Origin of the sequence: Streptomyces sp. NBC_01283, assembly GCF_041435335.1 — a bacterium.
Taxonomy (GTDB): domain Bacteria; phylum Actinomycetota; class Actinomycetes; order Streptomycetales; family Streptomycetaceae; genus Streptomyces.
In genome coordinates, this window is sequence record NZ_CP108430.1 from 1,374,617 (window position 1) to 1,398,010 (window position 23,394).

A 23,394-nucleotide genomic window follows, 5' to 3' on the forward strand; every position below is an offset into this window, starting at 1 on the left:
CAGCGGCAAAGGGGTCAGCGGCGGCGTACGAGCGGGAACGGCAGCGTCTCCCTGATCGTCAGGCCGGTGAGGAACATGACGAGGCGGTCGACACCGATGCCGAGCCCGCCGGTGGGCGGCATCGCGTACTCCAGGGCGTCCAGGAAGTCCTCGTCGAGCTCCATGGCCTCCGGGTCTCCCCCGGCGGCGAGCAGCGACTGCGCGGTGAGGCGGCGGCGCTGTTCGACGGGGTCGGTCAACTCCGAGTAGGCGGTGCCGAGTTCCGTGCCGAAGGCGACCAGGTCCCAGCGTTCGGCGAGGCGCGGGTCGGTGCGGTGCTGGCGGGTCAACGGGGAGACGTCGGTCGGGAAGTCCTTGTAGAAGGTGGGCAGCGTGGTCTTCTCCTCGACGAGGCGCTCGTACATCTCCAGTACGACGTCACCGCGGCCGTCGTCCGGCTGGTAGGGGACGTGCGCGCGGTCGCAGAGCTGCCGCAGCCGCGGCAGCGGGGTGTCCGCGTCGACCTCGTCGCCGAGCGCCTCGGAGATCGCGCCGTAGACCGTCTTGACCGGCCAGGGCCCCGAGATGTCGTGCTCGGTGAGCCGTCCGTCCGCGTCGGCCTTGCGGGCGACGGGTGCGCCGAAGGCGGCGGTGGCGGCGCCCTGGATGAGCTCGCGGGTGAGGTCGAGCATCACGTCGTAGTCGGCGAACGCCTGGTAGGCCTCCAGCATCGTGAACTCGGGGTTGTGCTTGTACGAGACGCCTTCGTTGCGGAAGGTGCGGCCCATCTCGAAGACCTTCTCCATGCCGCCGACGCAGAGCCGCTTGAGATACAGCTCGGGTGCGATGCGCAGATAGAGGTCGAGGTCGTAGGCGTTGATGTGGGTGGTGAAGGGGCGGGCGTTGGCGCCGCCGTGGATCTGCTGGAGCATCGGCGTCTCGACCTCCAGGTAGCCGCGGTCCAGCAGCCCCTGCCGCAGGGCCTGTACGGCGGTGGAGCGGGCCCGGACGACGTCGCGAGCGCCGGGGCTCGCGACCAGGTCGAGGTAGCGGCGGCGGACCTTGGCCTCGGGGTCGGTGAGGCCGCGGCGCTTGTCGGGCAGCGGGCGCAGGCACTTGCCGGTGAGCTGCCAGGCGGTGACGAAGACGGTGAGCTCGCCCTGGTCGCTGGTGCCGACCGTGCCGGTGGCGGTGATGTGGTCGCCGATGTCGGTGCCGGAGGTGAAGCGGTCCAGGACTGCGGGGCCCGACCGGTCGCGCGTCAGGGCGAGTTGGCGGTCGCCGGACCAGTCGCGCAGGACGGCGAAGACGACCCCGCCGAAGTCGCGTACGAGCATGACGCGGCCCGCGACCGTGACCTCCTCCCCCGCCAGGGCGGGGGCCACGTCGGCCAGGGTGTGGGTGCGCGGCGGGAGGCCCACGGGGTAGGGGTCGATGCCGTCGGCCCGCAGCCGGTCGAGCTTGCGGTGGCGGATGCGGACCTGGTCGGACAGCGCGGCCAGGGGGTCGGCGTCCGTGGTGTCGCCGTGGCCCGCGAGGCCGAGGGCGGAGATCGGCGGGAGGCCCTCGGTGCTGGTGGGCTTGGTGACGCCCTTGGGGCCCCGGCCCTTGCCCCAGAGCTTGCGCAGCGAGGGCACGGAGACGAAGCCTTCGGCGATGCCCGAGGCGAGGCTGATCCGGGCGAGGGCACCCGCGTCGCCGTAACAGATGAAGCGGGGATACCACTCGGGGTGGTACTTGGCGTTGGAGCGGTAGAGCGCTTCGAGCTGCCACCACTTGGAGAAGAAGAGCAGCAGCTTGCGCCACAGCCGCAGGACGGGACCGGCGCCGATGCGGGCGCCCTCCTCGAAGACCGAGCGGAACACGGCGAAGTTCAGGGAGACGCGGCGCACCCCGAACTTCGCCGCGCCCGCGCAGAGTTCGGCGACCATGAACTCCATGACACCGTTGGGCGCGGTCGCGCGGTCGCGGCGCATCAGGTCGAGGGAGACGCCGTCCCTGCCCCAGGGGACGAGGGAGAGCAGGGCGATGAGCCGGCCGTCGCCGTCCAGCGCCTCGACGAGCAAGCAGTCGCCGTCCTCGGGGTCGCCGAGGCGGTCGAGCGCCATCGAGAAGCCGCGTTCGGTCTCGGTGTCCCGCCAGGCGTCCGCCTTGTCGATGATCTCTTCCATCTCCTCGTCGGTGAGGGTGGAGTGGCGGCGGATGCGGGTGGTGGCGCCGGTGCGGCGGACGCGGTTCACCGCCTGGCGGGTGACCCGCATGTCGCGGCCGTCCAGGTCGAAGCCGGCGACCTGCAGGATCGCCTCGTCGCCGAGTTGGAGCGCGCCGAGCCCGGAGCGTGCATACGCGGTGGCGCCCTCCTCGGACGCGCCCATCACGGCGGGCGCCCAGGCGTACCGCCGGGCCACGTCGAGCCAGGCGCCGATCGCGTGCGGCCAGGCCTCGCGGTCACCCACGGGGTCGCCGCTGGCCAGGCAGACGCCCGCCTCGACGCGGTAGGTGACGGCGGCCTTGCCGCTGGGCGAGAAGACGACGGCCTTGTCGCGCCGGGTGGCGAAGTACCCGAGTGAGTCCTGGGCGCCGTACGTGCCGAGGAGCGCGCGGATGCGGGGCTCCTCGTCGCCGTGCAGGGCGGCTTCCATGCGCTGGGAGCGGAAGAGGGTCGCGGCGGCGTTCAGGAGGGCGAGGGCGCCGAACAGGCCGAGCCAGAAGTGCAGGGCGCGCGGCGGTCTGCCGTCGAAGTAGTCGCCGCCGGTGAAGAGCCCGCCGCAGACGCGGTCCGCCGCCCAGAGCAGGGCCTGCCCGCGCGGCAGCGTCCCCGGGAAGAGCGCGACGAGCCCCCAGCCGACCAGCACCGCCACGGCGAGGCCCGCCACGAGCACCAGGACGGCCCGCCGGACCGCCCCGCGGCGCGAGTCCGCGGAGAACTCCTTGCGGGCCAGGACCAGCAGGACGAAGGCCAGGGCGCAGACGATGAGGGAAGGGAGCGAGTCCGCCCAGAAGCCGAGGGCGATGCCCAGTACGTCGAAGGCGAGGAGAAGCCCCAGGTAGCTGATGACCAGCCACCACGCGACCTTCTTGCGGGCCGCGGTGGCCGCGGCGAGAAGGAAGAGGAAGACGGCGTACGCCAGGTTGGGGCTGACCGGGACCGTGAGGAGGTCGAGGACGCGGACCACCGGGCGCAGGAGACGGCGCAGCGGGGCGATGACCGCGAGGATCGCGCAGAAGAGGCCCAGGGTGCCGAAGAAGGTGGCGAACCCTTCGGGCACGCGCCTCAGGAAGCGGTCTCGTGCGTGCTGCGGCGGCTCGGCGGTCGGCCTCTCCACGGTGATGCTCATGGACCGACCCTAGGAAGGGTGGGCCGGTGCCGCCCGTCGAGACGGATCACGCCGTCGGGACCGTGCGCCCGTCGGGACGGGCACACCGCGTCGGCCGTGGGCGCCGTCAACGGGAACGGCGCTCTCCGTTAACCTCTCGGCTGTGACTGAAGACCACTCCCACCAGTTCGAACGCGGCACCGACGGGCCGAAGGTGATCGTCGTCGGCGTCGACGGTTCGGACTCCTCCCTCCGGGCCGCGGCATATGCCGGTGGTCTGGCGCGGAGGCAGCGCGCCCTGCTCGCCGTCGTCTACATCCAGCCGGTGATGGCCGCGGGCGCCGCCCTCGGCGCCCCGGTGGCCGAGACGACGGACGAGATCGCGGAGGGCCTGATCGCCGACATCAGGGAGGCGACCGAGCGGGTGAAGGACATATTCGACATCCGCTGGGAGTTCCACACCTTCCGCGGTGACCCCTACAGCGGTCTGGTCACCGCGGCGGACGACCTCAAGGCGGACGCCGTCGTCGTCGGCGCATCCGAGCAGGCGGGCCATCGGATCGTCGGCTCGGTCGCGGTGCGCCTCGTCAAGGCGGGCCGCTGGCCCGTCACCGTGGTGCCGTAGCCCACAGCCGCCAGACTGCTGAACCCGCACAGGTACAGGGGGTGTGGCGTCTTCCGTCATGCCCATGCCTGCGCCATCATGATCCGCCATCAGCCGACTGCCGTCCGCGAAAAGGTGGAGCTCATGGCGGGACTCCGGATGGGGCATGGCGTACTGCGCCGCAAGCCCATCGAGAACATCGAAGAGACCGAGGCAGAAGCGGGCGGTGGACTCTCCCGCTCGCTCGGCCTCTGGCAGCTCACCGCGATCGGCGTCGGTGGCATCATCGGCGCCGGCATCTTCACGCTCGCCGGGACGGTGGCCAACGGCACGGCCGGACCCGCCGTCCTCATCTCCTTCCTCATCGCCGGTGTCGCGAGCGCGGCAGCGGCCTTCTCGTACGCCGAGTTCGCGGGCCTCATCCCGAAGGCGGGATCGGCTTACACGTACGGCTATGTGGTGCTCGGCGAGCTCACCGGCTGGTTCATCGGCTGGGACCTGCTCCTGGAGTACACGGCGATCGTGGCGGTGGTCGCGATCGGCATCTCCGGCTACTTCAACTTCCTGATCGAGGACATGGGCGCCGAGCTGCCGAACTGGATGCTGGGCGCGCCCGGCACCGGGGACGGCCACAGGGTCGACCTGTTCGCGGCGGTGCTCTGCCTGCTCATCGCGTACCTGCTGACCCTCGGCATCAAGAACGCGGCCCGCTTCGAGATGATCGTGGTCGTCCTGAAGGTCATCGTGGTGCTCATCGTCATCGCGGTCGGGTTCTTCCACATCAACACCGGGAACTACAAGCCGTTCTTCCCCTTCGGGGTCAGCGGGGCGTTCACGGGTGCGGCGACGGTCTTCTTCGCGGTCTTCGGCTACGACGCGATGAGCACCGCCGCCGAGGAGTCCAAGGACGCGCAGCGCCACATGCCGAAGGCGATCCTCTACTCGCTGGGCATCTCGATGGTCCTGTACGTCCTGGCCTGCCTGGTCCTCACCGGCATGCAGAGCTACGAGGACATCGACCCGGAGAGCGGCTTCTCCACCGCGTTCAAGTCGGTGGGCCTGGGCGGTCTCGCCGATGTCATCGCGGTCGGCGCGATCATCGGCATCCTCACCGTGATGTTCACCTTCATGCTCGGCGTGACCCGCGTGTGGTTCAGCATGTCGCGCGACGGGCTGCTGCCGAAGTGGTTCGCCAAGACGCACAAGACCCGGCACGTGCCGACCCGCGTGACCTGGATCGTCGGCTTCGCGTCGGCCGCCATCGCCGGGTTCCTGCCGATCGGCGAGGCCGCCGAACTCACCAACATCGGCATCCTGTTGGCCTTCGTCGTGGTGTGCGTCGCGGTGATCGTGCTGCGCTACAAGCAGCCCGACCTGCCGCGTACGTTCCGCTGCCCCGGCATGCCGGTGGTACCCGCCATCGGGGTCGTCTTCTCCATCTGGCTGATCACGTTCCTGCAGTGGCAGACGTGGGTGCGGTTCGCGGTGTGGTTCGTGGTCGGCCTCATCGTGTACTTCGGGTACTCCTACCGGAAGTCGGAGCTTGCCAAGACCGACCGCGTTCCCTGAGGGCCGGGCTCCGGAAGGGCCGGGCTCCGGCCGGCGCACACACGAGCAGGGAGCTTGTGTAACATCCACTTTCGGGTTTCAGTCATTACTCGGAGGGGTGTTCTGATGGGGGAGCTCGCGCGCGCGTGGGTCGAGGGATGGACCGTCTCGCGGCGGACACCGAAGCCGGTGGACGAACCGTGGGGGCTGAGCATCCAGGTCGGACTGCCGACCCAGACGGTCCGTCACGTCCTGCTCGACGCCGATACCGGGACGGCCCGCGAGCTCATCGGATCGGTCACCGAACCGGCCACCTGCATCAAGGCCTTTCTGGAACCGGACGTCATGGAGCCCTGGTTCCCGCCCGAGTGGGAGCCGACCGATCCCGGCTTCCTGATGGCGGTCGACCTGCGTCCGTCCCCAGTGCGCGCACCCGACGGTTATACGGCCACCACCGAGACCGCCGACGGTGTGGTCACCGTGCGCGTCCTGGCCGCCGACGGGGAGCTCGCCGCGCGCGGTCAGATCGGTCTGACGGATGCCGCCTGCGTCTTCGACCAGATCGTCACCGAGGAGGCGCACCAGCGCCTCGGCCTCGGCACCCTCGTGATGGGCGCACTCACCGACGCGGCCATCGAGAGCGGTGCGGCCACCGGCCTCCTGGGCGCGACCGTCGCGGGCCGGGCGCTCTACGAAACGCTCGACTGGAAGGCCCTCGCACCGCTGACCGGCTTCCTCCACAAGCCCGTCGCTCCCTGAACCACGACCCGCGTTCCGCGTCCCGGACGGCGCGGTGCGCCGGGGACGCGGGTCGCGGCGGGGCGGGCCGGGAGTCAGGCGCTCTCGATGGACTTTTGGAACTCCCGCGCCATCTGCTCCAGGCCCTTGTTCCGCCACTCCGCCCAGAAGGGCTTCCACTCGCTCAGCTTCTTGCGGCCACTGACGATGTCGTTGACCAGGTCGTTCGCCTCCGTCGACATGCGGCCGTAGTGCTGGGTGTACGCGTCCGAGTAGTGGCCGACGACCGGGTTCTGGACGGCGGTCTCGATGAGCTTCTGCTCGGCGGCGTAGAGGTCCTCGACGTCCTGGGCACGGTCGCTGCCCGGGAACGTCGAGGCGACCAGCGCGAACGGTGAGGTGGTTGCCGTGGTCAGCCCGCTGAAGAGGCCCTCGACCTGCTGCTTGCCCTGCTTCGAGCGCTCCGGGAAGCCGTGTTTGTCGTACGTGAAGTCCTCGCCCTCGGTGCCGAACTCGAGGAACTCGCGCTCGGTGGTCCCGAAGGGTGCGGCCAGGTAGTTGAGGACGCCGAGCAGCATGCGCACACGCTTCTCGTCGCCCTTCTTGATGGCCGTGTAGCCGATCGTGCCGAGGTGGTAGTGGTGGTTCGGCTTGTTGCCGCCCGCGCCGAACGGGATCAGGATCTCGGCTGCCAGGCCGGGGTCCTGGACCCGGATGTCCTTGCGGGCGTTGAACGGGTTGGCGAAGACGACCGCGCCGATCGACCCCTGCGCCAGCTTGGTGTTCGCGTCCGCCATCTTGGGGTTGCCGGGGTAGAAGACGCCGGCCTTCTTCAGCTTGAGGACGAAGTTCAGGGCCTCGGTGTACTCGTCGGTCTCCTGGAACCAGGTGAGCGAACCATCCTTGTTCTTGCGCCACTTGTTGGGGGCGCCGAAACACTGGCTCAGCACACTGGCCGCGTTGACGTAGATCGGCTCAAGGGCCCAGACCTTGCCGCCCGTGACCTCCTTGCACTTGGCGAGGAACTCCTCTGGGCTGCTCGCCGAGAAGCCGTCCGCCTTCTCCCAGATCCTGGGGTTGCCGCCGTAGACCTGCCCGAGGGCCGGGTACGGGCTGGGCGCGCCCCAGATCTTGCCGTTGACCACCGCGGTCTTCCAGTGGGCGGGGGTCATCGCGGCGAGGTTCGGATAGTCCTTCACCGCGTCACCGGAGACGTACTCCGTGATGTCCGCGCACTTGGCCTCCAGGAGCTCGGCGACGTGCTGGATGCCCTGGTTCGGCGGTATCCACATCAGGTCGGGCAGATCGCCGCCCGCGATGACGGCGGAGAACTTCTCCTCGTAGCCGGGATCGGTGCCGAGGATCGCCTCCAGGTCGACGCCGAGTTCCTTGTTCACCTTCTTCCAGTGGGAGTTGGAGCCCGCGGGGGCCGGCGGCTGGGTCCAGATCTCGGTCAGCAGCGTGATCTTCGAGCCGTCGCCGGGCTTCTTCGGGACGCTGCGCACCAGGTCCTTGGGGTACGAGAGGAACCCCGCCGACAGGCCCTTCGCGTTCGGCGGCAGGTCGGGCTTGACCTTGGTGTAGGGGACGTACGAAGGCAGCCTCACCTTCGACGATGCCGCCTCGCCGGTCTTCTTCGCACCCGAGCCGCAGCCCGTCAGCGAAGTGGCCGCCGCGCCCGCGGCGACGGCGGTGGAGAGGCTCAGGAACGTGCGTCGGGACATGCCTGTCATGGGAATCTCCGCGAAAGGTGTCAGGGGGGTCTCGGAGGGGGAGGGAGGTTCAGCCCTTGATGGCGCCGGTGAGCACGCCCTTGGTGAAGTACTTCTGCAGGAAGGGGAAGAGCAGCAGGATCGGGATGAGCGCGATCATGACGACCGCCATGGAGATCGACTGCTGGGGCGGCATGTGGCTGACGCCGAGCTGGTCGCCCGAGATGGACTTGCCCTGGACGACGTAGGTGCGCAGAACAAGCTGGATGGGCCACTTGCCCGAGTCGTTCAGGTAGAGCATCGCGTTGAAGAAGGCGTTCCAGTACGTCACCGCGTAGAAGAGGCCGACGACGGCGACGACTCCCTTGGAGAGCGGCAGCACGATGCGGGTCAGGATCCGCCAGTCGCCCGCGCCGTCGATGCGCGCCGCCTGGTACAGCTCCTCGGGGATGTTCATGAAGAACGCCCGCAGAACGACGAGATTGAAGGCGTTGATCATGACGGGGAGGATCAACGACCAGTAGGAGTCGAGGAGTCCGAGCTCCTTGACCACCACGTACATCGGCACCATGCCCGGCACGAAGAGCAGCGTGAAGAGCACCATCAGGAGGATCGGCTTGCTCCCGGGGACGCCGCGCTTGCTGAGGCCGTAGGCGAGCGCGATCGTCGTCAGGAGCGAGAGTGCCGTGCCGGCGAGCGTGATCAGGACGCTGACCACGACGGCGCGGGAGACGATGCCGCCGGAGAGGATCGTGCGGTACGCCTCCAGGGTCGGGTCCGTGGGGAAGAGGACGAAGCCGCCCGCCTCGGTGATCTCCTCGCGGGAAGCGAGGCTGGTGGAGAGGACCGTGAGGAAGGGCAGGATCATCACGGCGCAGATGACGGTGATGACGACGGCCTTGGCGGTCGAGCCGATCTTCGTCGGCGGCTCTTCCCAGGCGGGCCGCTCCTCGCGGGGCCGCGGCGATCGCAGGGGGAATCCGAAGCTGCTCATTTGCTGTACACCCCGTGCTCTCCGAAGGCGTGGGCGACCTTGTTGGCGCCGTAGATCATCAGGGCCCCGATGACGCCCTTGACCAGGCCCGCGGCGGCGCCGACGCCCCAGTCGCCGTAGACGACGCCGTGGTAGTAGATGTAGGTGTCGAGGACTTCCGAGGCGCGGGCGCCGACCGCGTCGCGCTGGAGCAGGAACTGCTCGAAGCCCACGGACAGGACGTCACCGAGGCGGAGCACGAGCAGCATGATCGTGACGCCGCGCACGGCGGGCAGGGTCACGTGCCACATGCGGCGCCGGCGTCCGGCTCCGTCGACGGCCGCCGATTCGTACAGGCTCTGGTCGACGCTCGCGAGCGCCGCCAGGTAAATGATCATGCCCCAGCCGATGTCCTTCCAGATGACCTGCCCGGTGATGAGGAGGGAGAAGGTGCTGGGGTCGGTCATCACGTCCAGGGCGGACATGCCGTGGTCGCGCAGGTAGTTGCTGAACAGGCCCGCGCCGCCGAGGACCTGCTGGAAGAGGGCGACGACCAGGACCCAGGAGATGAAGTGCGGCAGATAGACGACGCTCTGCACGAACTTCTTGATGCGCGGGCTGACCAGGCTGTTGATGAGCAGGGCGAGGGCGAGCGGTGCCGGGAAGAAGAAGATCAGCTGGAGCGCGGCGAAGGCGAGGGTGTTGCGGACCGCTTCCCAGAACGCCGGGTCGGCGAAGAGCTCCTGGAAGTTGGCGAGGCCCACCAGGGGGCTGTCCTTGAAGCCGATGAAGGGCTGGTAGTCCTGGAAGGCGATGACGTTGCCGAGCATCGGCAGATAGAAGAACAGCAGGAAGAACAGCAGGCCAGGGGCCATGAGGGCCAGCATCACCCAGTTGTTCCGCAGTCGGACGCGGAGCGGGACGCGGCGGTGGCGCGGCGGGTTCGGGGACTTCGGATCCGACACGGACGGTGGCGGCGACGCGGCGCGTGGCCTGCGTTGCGTTGCTGGGGATGTCACACGTACTCCCTGGCCTGGCGGCACGACGGAACAGAAAAATGGCAGCCGACAGCCGGGACGGCCGTCGAGAGCCGGCCAATTAAGAAGCCAACTTGCCGAAAGAGAGCCACATCATCGAAGCGTGACTCCCGCCCGTCAACCACCTGCCGGTCCTAGAGAGTTGGACTTTTCTCCGCGGCGTGGTCGATGTGCTCCAGTGCGAGACGAGCTGCCCCGATTGCGGTGGATTCCTCGCCGAGTACGGAGGTTTGGACCGTCGGCCGGTAGGGGCAGAGCGCGCCGAGCCGTGCCTCGAACGGCTCGCTCAGCAGGGCGCCCGCACGGGAGATGCCGCCGCCGAGCACGACGGACCGCGGGTCGAGTACGGCAACGTGGCGGGCCAGGCTGTCGGCCAGCGCCTCGGCGAAGGCACGCAGGGTGTACCGGGCCCCGCCGTCGCCCGCCGCCGCCGCGGTCACCACCGCGCGGGCGGCGTTCTCCCGCGTGGGCCTGTCCGCGCCCTCGTGCCCCGCGAACCAGTCCAGAAGCCGCTGGTAGCACCGCTCCCAGCCGTCCCCGGCGACCATCTCCCCCGCCGCGCCACGGTGTCCGCGGTGCAGCTCGCCGCGGAGCCACAGGCCGATGCCGAGCCGGTTGCCGACGTACAGGTACACGCAGTCGCCCGTGCCCACCGACACTCCCCCGGTGCACTCGGCGAGGGTCGCGAGCTGGATGTCGTTGCCCACGACGACGGGGCCGTGACCCGGGTCGGCGAGTTCGCGGGTGAGGTCCAGGCCCGTCCACTGGGGCAGCGAGTCGCTCTCCACGACCCGGCCCGCGGCATCCACCATGCCGCTGGTGCCGACGCCGGTCGCCAGCGGGCGCACGTGCGCCGCCGCGGGCTGGGCCAGACAGCCCGCGATCGCCTCGCGGACGGCGTCGAGGCGCCGGTCCGCCGGGAGTTCGGGCGTGACGGCGACCCGCTGGGTTGCCACGGTGCGGCCCAGCAGGTCGGCGGCGTGCACCAGGATCTTGTGCGCGCCGATGTCCACGCCGAGGACATGGGCGGCCTCGGCGCGGAAGCGGAACCTGCGGGCGGGCCTGCCCACGCTGCCGCTGCCCGGCGTCAGCTCCACCAGGCGGCCCTCGCGCAGGAGCTGGGCCGTGAGGTCCTGGGCCGTGGGCCTCGACACCCCGATGAGGGAGGCGAGTTCGGGCACGGTGATCTCGTCCCGCTCGCGCAGCACCCGCAGGGCGGCGGCCGCGTTGAGGCGGCGCAGCAGCGACGGGTCACCGCTCATGGCACCCGTGGTGCTCAGGGCGCCCGCGGCACTCGTGGGGCTCATGGGTTCCTTCTTCATGGACTCCGCTCCCGGTCTCCGCGATTCAAGGCGTCCCCCTTGACAGCGCGGTCGGTTGATCTCCAGGGTGACCCGGAGCGATTGAGAAACTTACCTAATAAATAGCGCCCTTGGGGGAGCACAGATGGGTGAGACTGGTCATCCGGAGCTGGCTTGCGGGATCGGCTCCTGGGACAGCGACGTCTACGGTAACCACCGGCTTCTCGTGCGCGCCGAAGCCTCCGACACCGCGGCACCCGCCGTGGCGGCCGAACTTCCGTGGCGGCGCCAGGACCCGGCCCCCGCGGCGGTGGACGTGATCGTGGTCGGGCCCTCCGGGGAACGTGTGCGCAACACCGTCGCCGTGCAGGTCACCGGCGAGGTGGGGCGCATCGCCTTCGAGCCGGTGGACGGCCCGGGCACCTACGCCGTGCACTACCTCCCGTACGCGCACACGGGCAAGCCCTACTATCCGCAGGCCGCCTACCGGCCTCCGACACGCACGGCGGACCCTGGCTGGGTCCACCGCTGCGGCCTGCACGACGACTCCGGATGGGACAAGCTGCCGCGCGCCGAGGCCTTCGGCTACGAGGCTGCGAGCGCGGTCGACTCCTTCGCGCCGCTCGGCTTCGCGGCCACCGAGGACGAGTGCGCCCGCCTCCGGCAGGAGCACGGCGACGCCCGGCTCCTGCTCTTCGGCGAGGACCGCGCCCATCCGCTCGGCCGCTACCAACGGCTGCCCGCGCGCTGGGCGCTGGCCACTCCCTTCGCGCCGCTCGACGTCACGGCGGACCGCGGGGAGTTCCTCGCGGTGCAGGTCGGCGTGTACGCGCTCCAGGAGCTGACGGACGTGCGTGCCGAGATCCGCGGGCTGCCCTTCTCCGCCCGGTGCGTCAGCACGGGCGGCACCGATGCGCGCGGCCGGACCTTCGAACGGCGCGTCACGGTCGGCGAGGGGCGCGCGGGATCGCTCTGGTTCGGCGTGGACGTACCCGAGGACACCCGGCCCGGCCGGTACGAAGGGGAGGTCGCCGTCCACGCGACCGGTGTCCCGGAGCAGGTGCTGCCGCTGCGCCTGACCGTCGGCCCCGGCCTCGTCCGCGACGGCGGTGCCGGTGAACCATGGCGGCTCTCGCGGCTCGGATGGCTGGACTCGACGCTCGCGCAGGACGACGAGCCGGTCGCGCCGTTCACCCCGGTCGAGGCGGTCACCACGGCCGGCGGTCAGCGGCTGACGCTGCTCGGCCGCACGGTCGAGCTCGGCCCGCAGGGACTCCCCCGGCGGCTGGTCTCCACCTTCACACCGACCGTCACGCGCGCCGACGGACCGCCGCGCGACCTGCTCGCCGCACCCGTCACCATGGACCTCGGCCGCCCCCTGGAGCACGGGCCGCTCAGCCTGGACCGGCCGGGACCGGCGCGGGTGTGCTGGTCGGCACGGGCCGCCGGGCAGGACGTACTCCTGCGCACCGAGGGTGAGTTGGAGGCCGACGGCTTCCTCGTGATCCGCGCCACCGTCGAGGCCACCGCCGACACCCAACTCGACGTGACACTGGAGGTGCCGGTCCACGAGGAGATCGCCCGGTACGCGATGGGGCTCGGCCTGACCGGCCGGGCGTGCCCGGCGGCGTACGACTGGGAGTGGGACACGCCCACCCGCAACCAGGACGCGTTCTGGCTCGGCGACCCGGCGGCGGGACTCCAGCTCAGCCTCCGTGACGAGCACTACGCACGGCCGCTCAACACCAACTACTACCGCGAGAAGCCCCTGCGCACCCCCCGCTCCTGGGCGGGCGACGGGGCGGGCGGGGTGCGGCTGCGCACGAGCGAGGGGGTGCGCCGCCTCACCGCCTTCAGCGGGCCGCTCGTGCTGCGCGCGGGCGAGATCCGGTGTTTCGAATTCCGGCTGCTCCTGACCCCGTTCAAGCCGCTCGACCCGGCACGGCAGCTCTCCGAGCGCTACTACCACGCGTACGCGTCACCGCCGGAGATCGCCGAGTACGGCGCGAACGTCGCCAATCTGCACCACGCCACGCCGCCCAATCCGTACATCAACGACCCGCTCCTGGGCGCGGACGCCCTGCGCTCCTACACCGAGGAGGCGCACCGGCTCGGGATCCAGGTCAAGGTGTATGACACCGTGCGCGAACTGACGCGCCACACACCGGAGTTGCCGGTGCTCGCGTCGCTGGGCGACGAGATCTTCGCGCCCGGTCCCGGCGGCGGGCACGCGTGGCTGCGCGAGCATCTTGGCGGGGACTACGTGCCCGGGTGGGTGGCGCCCGACGTGGGGGACGTCGCGGTCGTCACGTGCGGCGACTCGCGGTGGCACAACTCCTATGTGAACGGGATCGAGCGGCTGCGCAGGGTCGTGGGCGTCGACGGGCTCTACCTCGACGACGTCGCGTACGACCGGACGACCATGAAGCGGGTCCGGAAGGTGCTCTCCGCGTCCGGCGAGACGCCGCCCCTGGTCGACCTGCACTCCTGCAACCAGTTCCGCGAGCCGGACGGCTTCGCGTCGAGCGCGAACCTGTACGCGGAACTGCTGCCCTATGTCGACCGGCTCTGGCTGGGCGAGCTCTTCGACTACGACGGCGCGGACGGGTCCGCCGGAGCCGACCCCGCGTACTGGCTCGTGGAGATCTCGGGCATCCCCTTCGGCCTGATGGGCGAGATGCTGGAGGGCGGCGGCAATCCCTGGCGCGGACTCGTCTTCGGGATGACCGCGCGGGCACCCATGACGGACGTACGGCCCTTGTGGCGGGCCTTCGACCGACTCCGGCTCCCGGAGGCGGAGATGACGGGGTGGTGGGCCACCGGCACGCCGCCGGTGCGGACCGGGCGGGACGACGTCCTCGCCACCACGTGGGAGGGGCCCGGCGGGACCGTGACGGCGCTCGCCTCGTGGGCCCCCGAAGCGGTGGACGTGGTCCTCTCCTCGGAGAGCGGGCCCCTCGCCGCGTACGCTCCCGCGATCGAGGGGTTCCAGCCGGAGCGGACGTTCGCCGCGGGTGAGGCGATGCGGGTGGAGCCGGGGCGGGGGTGGCTGGTGCGGATCGGCTGAGGCGCGCCTTCCGGTGGGGGCGGCCGAGGTGCGGCCGGCCCCACCGGAACGGTTCAGCCCTGCCGGCCGGTCCGTGGCCTGCGGGCCTCGCCCGCCTCCCGCTTGAGCGCCCAGGCGTCCGCCACCGGGCCCACGTGGGCGAGCTTGTCGGGGTTGAGCACCGAGCGGATCGTCTGGATCTGCCCGTCCAGGAACTCCAGGACCAAGGTGCTGACGACCTTGCCTTCCCGGTCCCGGAAGATCGCGCCGGGCTGGCCGTTGATCCGGCGCGGCTCCACCACCACGCCGATGCTGAGGAACTGCGGGGCGAGCGCGGCGAACACCCGGGCCACGTTCGCGGCGCCGATGATGCTCTGGGCGAACTGCGGTGCCTTGCCGCCGCCGTCCCCGACCATGGTGACGTCGGCGGCCAGGAGCTCCTGCAGCCCGTCGACGTCGCCTTCCCTGAACGCGCCGAAGAAGCGGTCGGCGAGTTCCTCCCGATCCCTGCGGTCGGCCTCGAACCGGGGCCGACCCGCGTCCATGTGCCGCCGCGCCCGCACGGCGAGCTGGCGGCACGCCGACTCCGAGCGCTCCACGGACGACGCGATCTCCGGGAAGCCGAACCCGAACACCTCCCGCAGCACGAACACCGCGCGCTCCAGCGGGGTCAGCCGTTCGAGCAGCACCAGTGCCGCCATCGACAGCGAATCGGCGAGCTCCGCCGAACGCTCCGGGTCCTGGTAGGGGTCGGTCAGGAGCGGCTCGGGGAACCACGGCCCGACATACGCCTCCCGCCGGACGCGGGCCGAGCGCAGCACGTCGATCGAGACCCGGGTGACCACCGCCGACAGGAAGGCCTTGGTCGACCGGGGCTCCGTCGGGGAGGCCTCCCAGCGCAGCCAGCTCTCCTGCACCGCGTCCTCCGCCTCGCTCACGCTGCCGAGGATCCGGTAGGCGATCGCGAACAGCAGGGGCCGCAGCTCCTCGAATTCCTCGGTCCGGTTCACCTGAGGTCCTCCTTGAACCCCTGGCGCCACGAGGGATGGCGCAGCTCCCAGCCGAGGTCCCGCTTGGCCTTGGCGTTGGAGAAACCGCGCCCCTCGGTCATCATCGTCACCGCCACATCTCCGGCGAGGAGGCGGGCCAGCCACTTGGGCACCCGCATCGGAGGCTTCGCGCCCGCGCAGGCGGCCAGGTACGGCAACCACTCGCTCGCCGGAGCCGGTTCGTCGTCGACAATGTTGAACACACCCCTCGCTTTTTGCTCCACGGCCAGGACGGTAGCGCTCGCCGCGTCGTCGAGGTGCACCCAGGAGCTGTGGCCCGCCCCGCCGCCGACGAGCGGGAACTGCCTTTTGCGCACGAGCTCGACCTGGTCGTCGGTGGCGCCGGGGCCGTAGAGCCCGCCGTACCGGAGAGCCGCGCCGCCTGCCTCGACGACCGCGGTCTCGACGTGGCGCAGCGCGTCCGCGCCCGCGTGGGCGAGGGTGCCCGTCTCGGGGTCGAGCGGGTCCTCCTCGGTCTTCACCCAGCCGCCCCGGCGGATGCCGTTCCAGCTCGCGTGGCTCTGTGCGACGACGTGGGTCACGCCGGTCGCCTCGGCGGCGGCCAGCAGGTGGTCCGTCCCCTCGGTGCGCAGCCGCACCGTGGTGGCGAACCAGCGGTCCAGGTGCTTCATGTCGGGCTTGCCCGCGTGCGCCACGGAGATGGCGGTCATCTGGTGCACGATCGCGTCCGGCCGGGCCCCGGCCACCGCCTCGCCGACCGACATGGCGTCGAGCCCGTCCATCACGACCGCCTCGGCGCCCAGCCGCGCGAGCAGGACCGTCTTGGCCGCGCTCGTCGTCGTGGCCGTCACCTGGTGCCCCCTGGCCACGAGCTGGGGCACCAGGCGCCGCCCCAGGACCCCGGTCCCACCGGCCACAAAAACGCGCATCCCGCATCACCTTCCTGATCTCCGGCCACCTGACGGCCGGATACGGACGTCAGGTGCTGCCTCTCACTCCAGAGACGAGGCAGCCCCGGACGTCTGTGACATACGGAGGTTCTCGCGGGCGGCGTCCCGCCTACTGGCCCATGACCAGGCCGTCCTTGGCCGCGCCCCGGCCCAGCACGATCCGGCGGATGCGGTCGCGGACGGCGGAGACGTCGGCACCCCGGTCGAGCGCCGCGTTCAGGTTCGTCACGCGTCCCGTCCCCGTGTCGAACCACTGGGGGATGAACTCGGCCTTCCTGACCTCCCAGCGTCCGCCGGGCGCCGCGGGCGGGGCGAATGTGAAGCGGCCGAGCGTGCCCTGATTGCCCCGCGGGTCGTGCGCGCCCTCGTCGTTGATCATGTCGCCGGCGATCTGGTCGCCCATGCCGTAGATGACCCAGGTCTTGTTGACCTTCTCGTACGCCTGCGGGACGTGCGCGTGGGTGCCCAGGATCAGGTCGATGTCGGGGCGGCCCCGCGTCCGGGATGCCGTGAGCTGCTTGCCCAGGCTCAGTTGCTGACTGTCCGGGGTGTCCTGCCACTCCGTGCCCCAGTGGACCGAGACGACGACCACGTCCGCGCCCGCCTTCCGCGCGGCGCGCGCGTCCGCGACGATCCGCCCGCGCTCCATGAGGTTGACCGTCCAGGGCTTGCCCTTGGGCAGCGGATAGTCGTTCGTGCCGTACGTGTAGGCGAGCTGCGCCACCTTCGCGCCGCCCGCGCTCAGCCAGGCCGGGGACCTGCCCTCGGCGGCCGTGCGGCCCGAACCCGCGTGCTTGACGCCTGCCTTGTCGAGCGCGTGAAGCGTCCGGCGCACCCCCGCCGCGCCGTCGTCGAGGGTGTGGTTGGAGGCGGTGGAGCAGGCGTCGTAGCCGGTGGCCTTCAGGGCGTGGGCGATCTGGGGAGGGGACTTGAAGTTGGGGTAGCCGGTGTAGTCGCCGTTCTCCCCGTAGACCGTCTCCATGTGACAGATCGCCAGGTCGGCCTTGGACACGACGGGTTTGACGCCCTTGAGCATCGGCTCGAAGTCGTAGCCGTCGCCCCCCGCGTCGGCGTTGGCCCTGCTGATGATCGAGGAGTGCGGGAGCACGTCCCCGGAGGCGACGAGCGTGAAGGCGCGCCGGGCCTCTTGAGCGCCGCCGGCGGCCGACGGGGCGGGGGGCGAAGCGTCCCGATTTCCGTCCCGGGCGCCTTCCTGGTGTCTCTCGCTTCCGTGCTTCGGACCCCGCTCCTGTTCGGGCTCCGCATTCGCCGTGCAGGCGGCGGTCGTGGTGAGTGCGGCTCCGATCATTACGGCGGTCAGAACGGCGGTTTTCCGCGGTGTTCGCTGCGTCATCGACCAGGCTCCGTGAATGGGGGATATTCGGCGAAACGAATCCACATTCGGACACACTGTCGAGTCAAGCAGCAATGCCGTCATACTCCCCGAAAAGGATGTAAATCATCCAGCCATGTGACACGAAGAACAGACTGGCTCCGACCTGCGACGAAACCGAGGGCCGGGTCAAGGCTCCGTAAAGCGCCTTGCTCAGCGCCCCCTTCTGGTAATCGGCTGTCCTCATCCGTGTTCCGGATTGGGGGCCAGAGGCCGGCGACGCGCACGGATCGGAGGAAGGCGAGACGGGATGCTGCACGAGAGCCGAGGAAACACGGAGGGCCCGAGTGGTGGCGAACTGGCCGTGCCGATGGCGTGGTTGTACGCCGAGTACATCGCGGACGAATTGCTGCGCACCGGCGATTTGATGCCGCCGACATCTTTCGAATACCGCGCGGGGCGTGATGCTCTGGCCCTGACTATTTTCCTCTCCGACATGAATGGAGAGCTGTCGGGCATCCGCGTGGTCTCGCAGCTGGAGACCTGGCTGTCCCTGACGGCCTACGACCAGCCATGGCTGGACTGGGTCGGCGAACGGATGGCCGTGCTCGCGGCGGATGCGGTCGCCTCCGGTGAACCCGCACCCGACCTGGAACTGGCCGACCTGGCATGGCGATGGCTGGAGGAGACGGAGCTGCTCGCACCCGATCTGGACGCGGTGCCGGGCGGCGGTTCGCCGTGCGGCGAGGACGACGGACCCAAGGTGTGGACGGCGGCCTGGCGCCTGGGGCTGCCGCTCGGGCACCTGGCGATCCATCTGTTCTGATCTGTTCTGGCGCCCCGCGCGTGTGTTCGCGCCCCATGCCTTGAGTGATTCGGCGGTCCGCTGCGTACGGGAGGGCAGGAAGCACCCCCTGCCCGTCTCGTCACGCAAGGAACGCCATGAGGTCCCTGGAGCGGCATCGCGACGCCGGCGCCTACGCGCTCGGTGTCCTCGACGCGGCGGACACCTTCCGCTTTGACGACCACCTCATGGACTGCCCCGAATGCCGGGCCCTGGTGGCGGAACTCGGCCCGGCGGCAGAGCAGTTGGCGGCCTACGACCGTCTCACGCCGCCCCGCGTGGAACCGCTGGCCGTGCCCGGCCCCGGCCTCCTCGGCCGGCTGCTCGTCGAGGCCGTGCGGCTGCGCAGGGCCGGGCGCAGACGGTGGCTGTGCGCGGTCGCGGCGGCCGTCGCACTGGCGCTCGCGGCTCCCGCGGCGGCCCTCCTGCACGCCGAGGGACCCGGCCCTGAACAGATCACCGCACGGGACGGCCGCACCGGCGTCTCGGCGACCCTGACCGCGCGCGGCCGTGACTGGGGCACGGACATCGGGCTCCGCGTCCGCGATCCGGAAGGCGCCCATGTCTGCGAGCTCGTCGCCGTCGGCACCGACGGCTCCGAGCAGACGGTGACGACGTGGAAGGTGCCCGCGGACGAGCCGTGGGCCGCCCTCTCGACCCGAGGCGGCGCGGCCCTGCCCCGCCAGGACATCGCACGCTACGAGGTGCGCACGACGGACGGACAGCGCCTGCTGACCTTGCGACGGCCCTGAACCCGGCTTCGCCCGCGGCTACTTCAGGAGCCGCGACATCCTCCGGTCGGCCAGCGGCTTCCCGCCCGTCTGGCAGGTGGGGCAGTACTGCAGCGAGGAGTCACTGAAGGAGACCTCGCGGATGGTGTCGCCGCACACGGGACACGGCTCGCCGGTGCGGCCGTGGACGCGCAGGCCGCTCTTCTTCTCCGCCTTGAGGCGGCCCGCCGCGACTCCGTGCGAGCGTTCCACCGCCTCGGTCAGCGTGGTCCGCAGCGCCGCGTACAGCCCGTGGACCTCCTCCTCGGTGAGGCTCGACGTGAGCTTGAACGGGGACATGCGGGCCACGTGCAGGATCTCGTCGCTGTACGCGTTCCCGACGCCCGCGATCAGGCTCTGATCCCGCAACGCGCCCTTGATCTGGCGGCGTTCGCCCGACAGGAGGGCGGCGAAGCGGGCCTCGTCGAAGTCCGGGGCCAGCGGGTCGGGGCCCAGGCGGGCGATGCCCGGGATCTCCGCCGGGGCGCCGGTCACGTACACCGCGAGGCGTTTCTGCGTGCCCGCCTCCGTCAGGTCGAAGCCCTCCCCCGTCTCCAGGGCGACGCGCAGCGCCAGGGGGCCCTTGCCGGGGCGTGGCGTGCCGTCGGGGAGGCGGTCCTTCCAGTGCAGCCAGCCCGCGCGGGCGAGGTGGGTGACCAGATGCAGGCCGTCCGCGTCGAGGTCGAGGAACTTGCCGTGGCGCCCCACGGCCGTGACGGTGCGCCCTTCGAGGGCGGTGAGCGGCGGGTCGTACGTCTTGAGGACACTGATCGCCACGGGCAGCACCCGGACGATCTCGTGGCCGACGAGGTGGTCGGTGAGGAAGGCACGCAACGCCTCGACCTCGGGAAGTTCCGGCATCCGTTCACTCCTGACCCAGTTCCGACGGCGTCATCAGCTCGCCCCTAACCCTGGCTCTCCCGCGGGGGCACGACGAACTCGCACCACACGCACTTGCCGCTGCCCCGCGACTCGACGCCCCAGGCGTCCGCGAGCATGTCCACCAGGAGCAGCCCCCGCCCCGACACTCCGGATTCCCCCGCCTCCCGGCGGCGCGGCAGTGCGCTGGAGGAGTCCTCGACCTCGACGCGCAGGCGCCGGTCGGTGCCGCTGACGACCCGCAGGGTCACGACCGCCGCGCCGTCGGTGTGCATCAGCGCGTTGGTGATCACCTCGTCGGCCACCAGCTCGACCTCGTCGGCGCGCTCCCGGGCACCCCAGGCGCGCACCGCGGCCCGGATCATGTGCCGGGCCTCGGCCAGCGCCTCCGGGTCCCCGGGGCCCACGTGCTGCTGGAGACGGCCCCCGGAGCGGGGCGCGTCGTTCAGGCGGCGGCGCATGAGGAGCAGCGCCGCGTCGTCCTCGCCGCCCCGCTCGTCCACGATCCCGCAGAGCCGGTCCGCGAGCTGCTGGAGGTCGCGCGGCCCCGAGCAGGCGAGCTCGCCCAGGGCCCGGAGACCGTCGTCGAGGTCGGCGCCCGGCTCCTCGATGAGCCCGTCGGTGAAGAGCAACAGGGTCTGGCCCACGTCGAGTTCGAAAGTGGTGACCGGATATTCGAGACGGCCGAACTCGGCCGAGAGGCCCAGCGGGAGACCGCCGTCGACCGGCACCCTGCGGCAGCTCCCGTCGGTCTGCTGGACGAGCGGGTCGATGTGGCCGGCCCGCACGAGCTGGACCACGCCCGACGACAGGTCGGCCTCCGCGTAGAGGCAGGTGGCGAAGCGTTCGGTGTCCAGCTCGTGCAGGAAGCCCGAGGCACGGGCCATGACGGTGGCCGGTGTGTGCCCCTCGGCGGCGTAGGCGCGCAGCACGATGCGCAGCTGGCCCATGACGGCCGCCGCGTGGGTGTCATGGCCCTGTACGTCGCCGATGACCGCCCCGACGCGACCGCCGGGCAGCGGGATCACGTCGTACCAGTCGCCGCCGATGTCCCGGCCGAGCGCCGCCGAGCGGTAGCGGACCGCGATGTCGGCGCCGGGCACGCCGGGGATGGTGCGCGGCAGCATCGCCTGCTGGAGTCCCTGGGCGAGGTCCTTCTCCTGCTCGTAGAACATGGCGCGCTGCAGGCTCTGCGCGATGCCGCTGCTCAGGGCGACCAGGACGTCGCGTTCCTCCTCGGTGAAGCCGGTCTTGTCCTGGTAGAGCAGGCCGAGCACGCCGATCGGCTTGGCCTGCGCGATCAGCGGCAGATACGCGGCCGACGTGATGCCCAGCTTGTCTATGTGCGGCCACAGGTCGGGGTACGAGGCCGCGAACTCGGCCGCCGTCTCGATGAAGCGCGGCGAGAGCGTGCGCACGACGTCGCTCATCGGATACCGCTCGTCGATGCGCGTGAACTTGGTGCCCGGCACGAAGCTGCCCACGGGCCCCTCGGCGACCAGCCGGATCCGCCCGGCCTCGACCAGGCCCATGACCAGATTCGACGCGCCCAGGTGCGCGAGGCCGTGGGTGTCCTTGAGTACGTCGATGACGTCCCGGACGGTACGGGCGTGCGCGAGGGCCGCCGTGGTGCCCTGCACGATGCTCGTACGGCGGCGGCGGTCCTCCTCCTCGTCGGCGCGCTGGTGGCGGGCCGAGCTGTCGCGCAGTTCCTGGGTGGCGTCACGGACGATGCCCACGATGCGGTACGGCCGCCCCGTCCCGTCCCGGTGGATGAAGCCCTGGGTATGGGTCCAGCGCAGGCCCCCGGCGCGCAGCCGTACCCGGAAGTAGACGCCGTAGGTCTCGCTGCCGTCCTTCAGCGCGCGCGAGACGAGGGCGTCCAGGCGGTGGGACTCGACCGCGGAGACCCGGATGGCGAGGCTCTCCGGGTGACCGTCGAACTCGTCGGCCCGCAGGTCGAAGACGTCCAGTGCCGAGGCGTCGAAATGCAGCAGGCGGCTGTCGAGGTCCCAGTCGAAGCAGCCTGTGCTGTTGGACGCCAGGATCGACCGTGGATCCGCTGGCCAGTCGTCCGGCGGTGACGTGGGCGTCATGACACATCATGATTCTTCGCTGTCGGGCCCGAGCGCGCACGCTCAGCCGCTGGGCGTGGGCGTCGGACAGCCGGGCGGGATACCGGACGGGGTGCCGGGGGGCGGCTGCGTACCCGTGGCGGGAAGGGCCGTGGGGCAGTCCGTGGAGGTGCTGCTGCCCCGGTCGCTGGGGGTGCCGCTGTCACTGGGGGTATCACTGCCGCTCGGCGAGTCGCTGTCACTGGGCGAGTCGCTGCCGCTCGGCGAGTCGCTGTCACTCGGAGTGTCACTGTCACTGGGGGTGTCACTGCCGCTCGGGGTGTCGCTGTCGCTCGGGTCGGTCGGGGTGGGCGTGGTCGGGGTGGGCGTGGGGGTCGGGTGCGGCGGCGGCACCGTGTGGTCCTTGCCGCCGTCCTGGTCGCCGATCTTCCGCTCGATCCAGGTGTTGTCGACGATGTTCACGATGGTGATGTTCACGATGATCTTTGGGGCCGGAGTCACCACCACGACCTGCGCCGGGCGGTAGCCGGACCACGCTCTGCCCTGGTGGCTCGGGGTGCCCTTGAGCGCGACCGGCGGCTTCAGGGGGTTCCCACAGGCGCACCGCACACGGGGCAGTCCCCGGTTGTCGACGAGGACCGCGGTACCCGTCTGGAGCACGGACTGGAAGGCGGTGGCGGCACCGTCGCGGTAGCCGTGGTTGGTGACGCGGGTGTCGGCCCGCAGCACGACCGGTGTCAGGCCGCGCAGGAAGCCCGGGATGTCGGCCTGCGAGATGCCCGATGCCTGGGCGAAGGCGCGGCCCTTGCCCTGGTCGGCGGTGAGGAAGCGGACCTGGGCGGCGATGTCGCAGCTGCTCACGGAGTGCGTGCCGCCGTAGAGGCCGGGCGTACCGCCCGAGAGGGAGCGCACGCCCTGGGCCGTGGGCGAGGAGGTTCCGCTCGGCGAGGGTTGCTGCGAACGGGTGACGGGCGAGGGGGTCGCCGTGGACGTCGCCGTGGAGTCGGTGAACGGGTCGGGGCCCTGGGCGGCGACCGGCTGCATGAACAGCTCGGAGCCGCCGTCGGCGGAGTTCTTGTCGCCTCCGCCGGAGCATCCCGCGACGGCGAGGGCCGCGGATATCGCGAAGGCCGTCGCATAGGTCCTGGTGGGCACACGCACCGCGTTCTCCCGCCTGCTATCGGACACTTTGCCCCATTCTCTGAGGCAGTCACGGCCGGCGCGCAAGCCGGGTGGGGACGAGCCCGGAGGGCGTCGGTCCGGTCAGGGCGCAAGATG

The 23,394-nt window shown here is 71.0% G+C and carries 17 protein-coding genes; 6 read left to right on the forward strand and 11 right to left on the reverse strand.

Annotation, left to right across the window (positions count from 1 at the left end):
* Window positions 1–14: 14 nt before the first annotated feature.
* A complete protein-coding gene (lysX, locus tag OG302_RS06535; RefSeq protein WP_371525860.1) occupies window positions 15–3,317 on the reverse strand; it encodes a bifunctional lysylphosphatidylglycerol synthetase/lysine--tRNA ligase LysX in 3,303 nt (1,100 codons plus the stop codon).
* Between the two features lie 142 nt (window positions 3,318–3,459).
* Between lysX and OG302_RS06540 the strand changes: the two genes are divergently transcribed.
* The 3 genes from OG302_RS06540 to OG302_RS06550 all read left to right on the forward strand — a co-directional run bounded on the left by OG302_RS06540 (window position 3,460) and on the right by OG302_RS06550 (window position 6,207).
* A complete protein-coding gene (locus OG302_RS06540) occupies window positions 3,460–3,921 on the forward strand; it encodes a universal stress protein (protein ID WP_361831579.1) in 462 nt (153 codons plus the stop codon).
* A 123-nt stretch (window positions 3,922–4,044) separates the two neighbouring features.
* Window positions 4,045–5,469: an amino acid permease gene (locus OG302_RS06545; protein ID WP_371525861.1), complete on the forward strand. Its 1,425-nt coding sequence runs from the start codon at window positions 4,045–4,047 to the stop codon at window positions 5,467–5,469.
* A gap of 105 nt (window positions 5,470–5,574) precedes the next feature.
* Window positions 5,575–6,207: a GNAT family N-acetyltransferase gene (locus OG302_RS06550; protein ID WP_371525862.1), complete on the forward strand. Its 633-nt coding sequence runs from the start codon at window positions 5,575–5,577 to the stop codon at window positions 6,205–6,207.
* A gap of 74 nt (window positions 6,208–6,281) precedes the next feature.
* Here the strand turns inward: OG302_RS06550 and OG302_RS06555 are convergent, their stop codons facing one another.
* The 4 genes from OG302_RS06555 to OG302_RS06570 all read right to left on the reverse strand — a co-directional run bounded on the left by OG302_RS06555 (window position 6,282) and on the right by OG302_RS06570 (window position 11,215).
* Window positions 6,282–7,910 (reverse strand): extracellular solute-binding protein, encoded by a 1,629-nt coding sequence (locus OG302_RS06555; RefSeq protein ID WP_371525863.1) that lies wholly within the window; start codon window positions 7,908–7,910, stop codon window positions 6,282–6,284.
* Window positions 7,911–7,968: 58 nt separating this feature from the next.
* The gene (locus OG302_RS06560) at window positions 7,969–8,892 is read right to left on the reverse strand and encodes a carbohydrate ABC transporter permease (RefSeq protein WP_371525864.1); all 924 of its coding nucleotides are present in this window, start codon (window positions 8,890–8,892) and stop codon (window positions 7,969–7,971) included.
* Complete coding sequence (locus tag OG302_RS06565; RefSeq protein ID WP_371525865.1) at window positions 8,889–9,890, reverse strand: ABC transporter permease; 1,002 nt, start codon at window positions 9,888–9,890, stop codon at window positions 8,889–8,891. Before OG302_RS06565 ends, OG302_RS06560 begins: the two co-directional genes overlap by 4 nt.
* 152 nt (window positions 9,891–10,042) lie before the next feature.
* On the reverse strand, window positions 10,043–11,215 hold the full coding sequence (locus tag OG302_RS06570; RefSeq protein ID WP_371525866.1) for an ROK family protein: 1,173 nt from the start codon (window positions 11,213–11,215) through the stop codon (window positions 10,043–10,045).
* A gap of 139 nt (window positions 11,216–11,354) precedes the next feature.
* Between OG302_RS06570 and OG302_RS06575 the strand changes: the two genes are divergently transcribed.
* Window positions 11,355–14,276 carry a glycoside hydrolase domain-containing protein gene (locus OG302_RS06575; RefSeq protein ID WP_371525867.1) on the forward strand — a complete coding sequence of 974 codons (2,922 nt, stop codon included), beginning with the start codon at window positions 11,355–11,357 and terminating at the stop codon, window positions 14,274–14,276.
* 53 nt (window positions 14,277–14,329) lie between these two features.
* Here the strand turns inward: OG302_RS06575 and OG302_RS06580 are convergent, their stop codons facing one another.
* The 3 genes from OG302_RS06580 to OG302_RS06590 all read right to left on the reverse strand — a co-directional run bounded on the left by OG302_RS06580 (window position 14,330) and on the right by OG302_RS06590 (window position 17,569).
* A complete protein-coding gene (locus tag OG302_RS06580; RefSeq protein ID WP_371525868.1) occupies window positions 14,330–15,265 on the reverse strand; it encodes an RNA polymerase sigma-70 factor in 936 nt (311 codons plus the stop codon).
* On the reverse strand, window positions 15,262–16,194 hold the full coding sequence (locus OG302_RS06585; RefSeq protein WP_371525869.1) for an NAD-dependent epimerase/dehydratase family protein: 933 nt from the start codon (window positions 16,192–16,194) through the stop codon (window positions 15,262–15,264). Before OG302_RS06585 ends, OG302_RS06580 begins: the two co-directional genes overlap by 4 nt.
* A gap of 130 nt (window positions 16,195–16,324) precedes the next feature.
* A complete protein-coding gene (locus OG302_RS06590; RefSeq protein WP_371525870.1) occupies window positions 16,325–17,569 on the reverse strand; it encodes a CapA family protein in 1,245 nt (414 codons plus the stop codon).
* Between the two features lie 289 nt (window positions 17,570–17,858).
* Between OG302_RS06590 and OG302_RS06595 the strand changes: the two genes are divergently transcribed.
* Together OG302_RS06595 and OG302_RS06600 are read left to right on the forward strand one after the other, a co-directional pair.
* Window positions 17,859–18,374 (forward strand): hypothetical protein, encoded by a 516-nt coding sequence (locus tag OG302_RS06595; protein WP_371525871.1) that lies wholly within the window; start codon window positions 17,859–17,861, stop codon window positions 18,372–18,374.
* Between the two features lie 116 nt (window positions 18,375–18,490).
* The gene (locus OG302_RS06600; RefSeq protein ID WP_371525872.1) at window positions 18,491–19,144 is read left to right on the forward strand and encodes a zf-HC2 domain-containing protein; all 654 of its coding nucleotides are present in this window, start codon (window positions 18,491–18,493) and stop codon (window positions 19,142–19,144) included.
* An 18-nt stretch (window positions 19,145–19,162) separates the two neighbouring features.
* Here OG302_RS06600 and OG302_RS06605 read toward each other — a convergent pair whose 3' ends face one another.
* Genes OG302_RS06605 through OG302_RS06615 form a run of 3 tightly spaced genes read right to left on the reverse strand, consistent with a single transcriptional unit; the run spans window position 19,163 to window position 23,304 of the window.
* Entirely contained in the window at window positions 19,163–20,023 is an 861-nt protein-coding gene (locus OG302_RS06605) for an Fpg/Nei family DNA glycosylase (protein ID WP_371525873.1), read from the reverse strand.
* Window positions 20,024–20,067: 44 nt separating this feature from the next.
* Window positions 20,068–22,137, reverse strand: coding sequence for a SpoIIE family protein phosphatase (locus OG302_RS06610; protein ID WP_371525874.1), 2,070 nt, complete (start codon window positions 22,135–22,137; stop codon window positions 20,068–20,070).
* A 42-nt stretch (window positions 22,138–22,179) separates the two neighbouring features.
* A complete protein-coding gene (locus OG302_RS06615) occupies window positions 22,180–23,304 on the reverse strand; it encodes a DUF6777 domain-containing protein (protein ID WP_371525875.1) in 1,125 nt (374 codons plus the stop codon).
* Window positions 23,305–23,394: the final 90 nt, after the last annotated feature.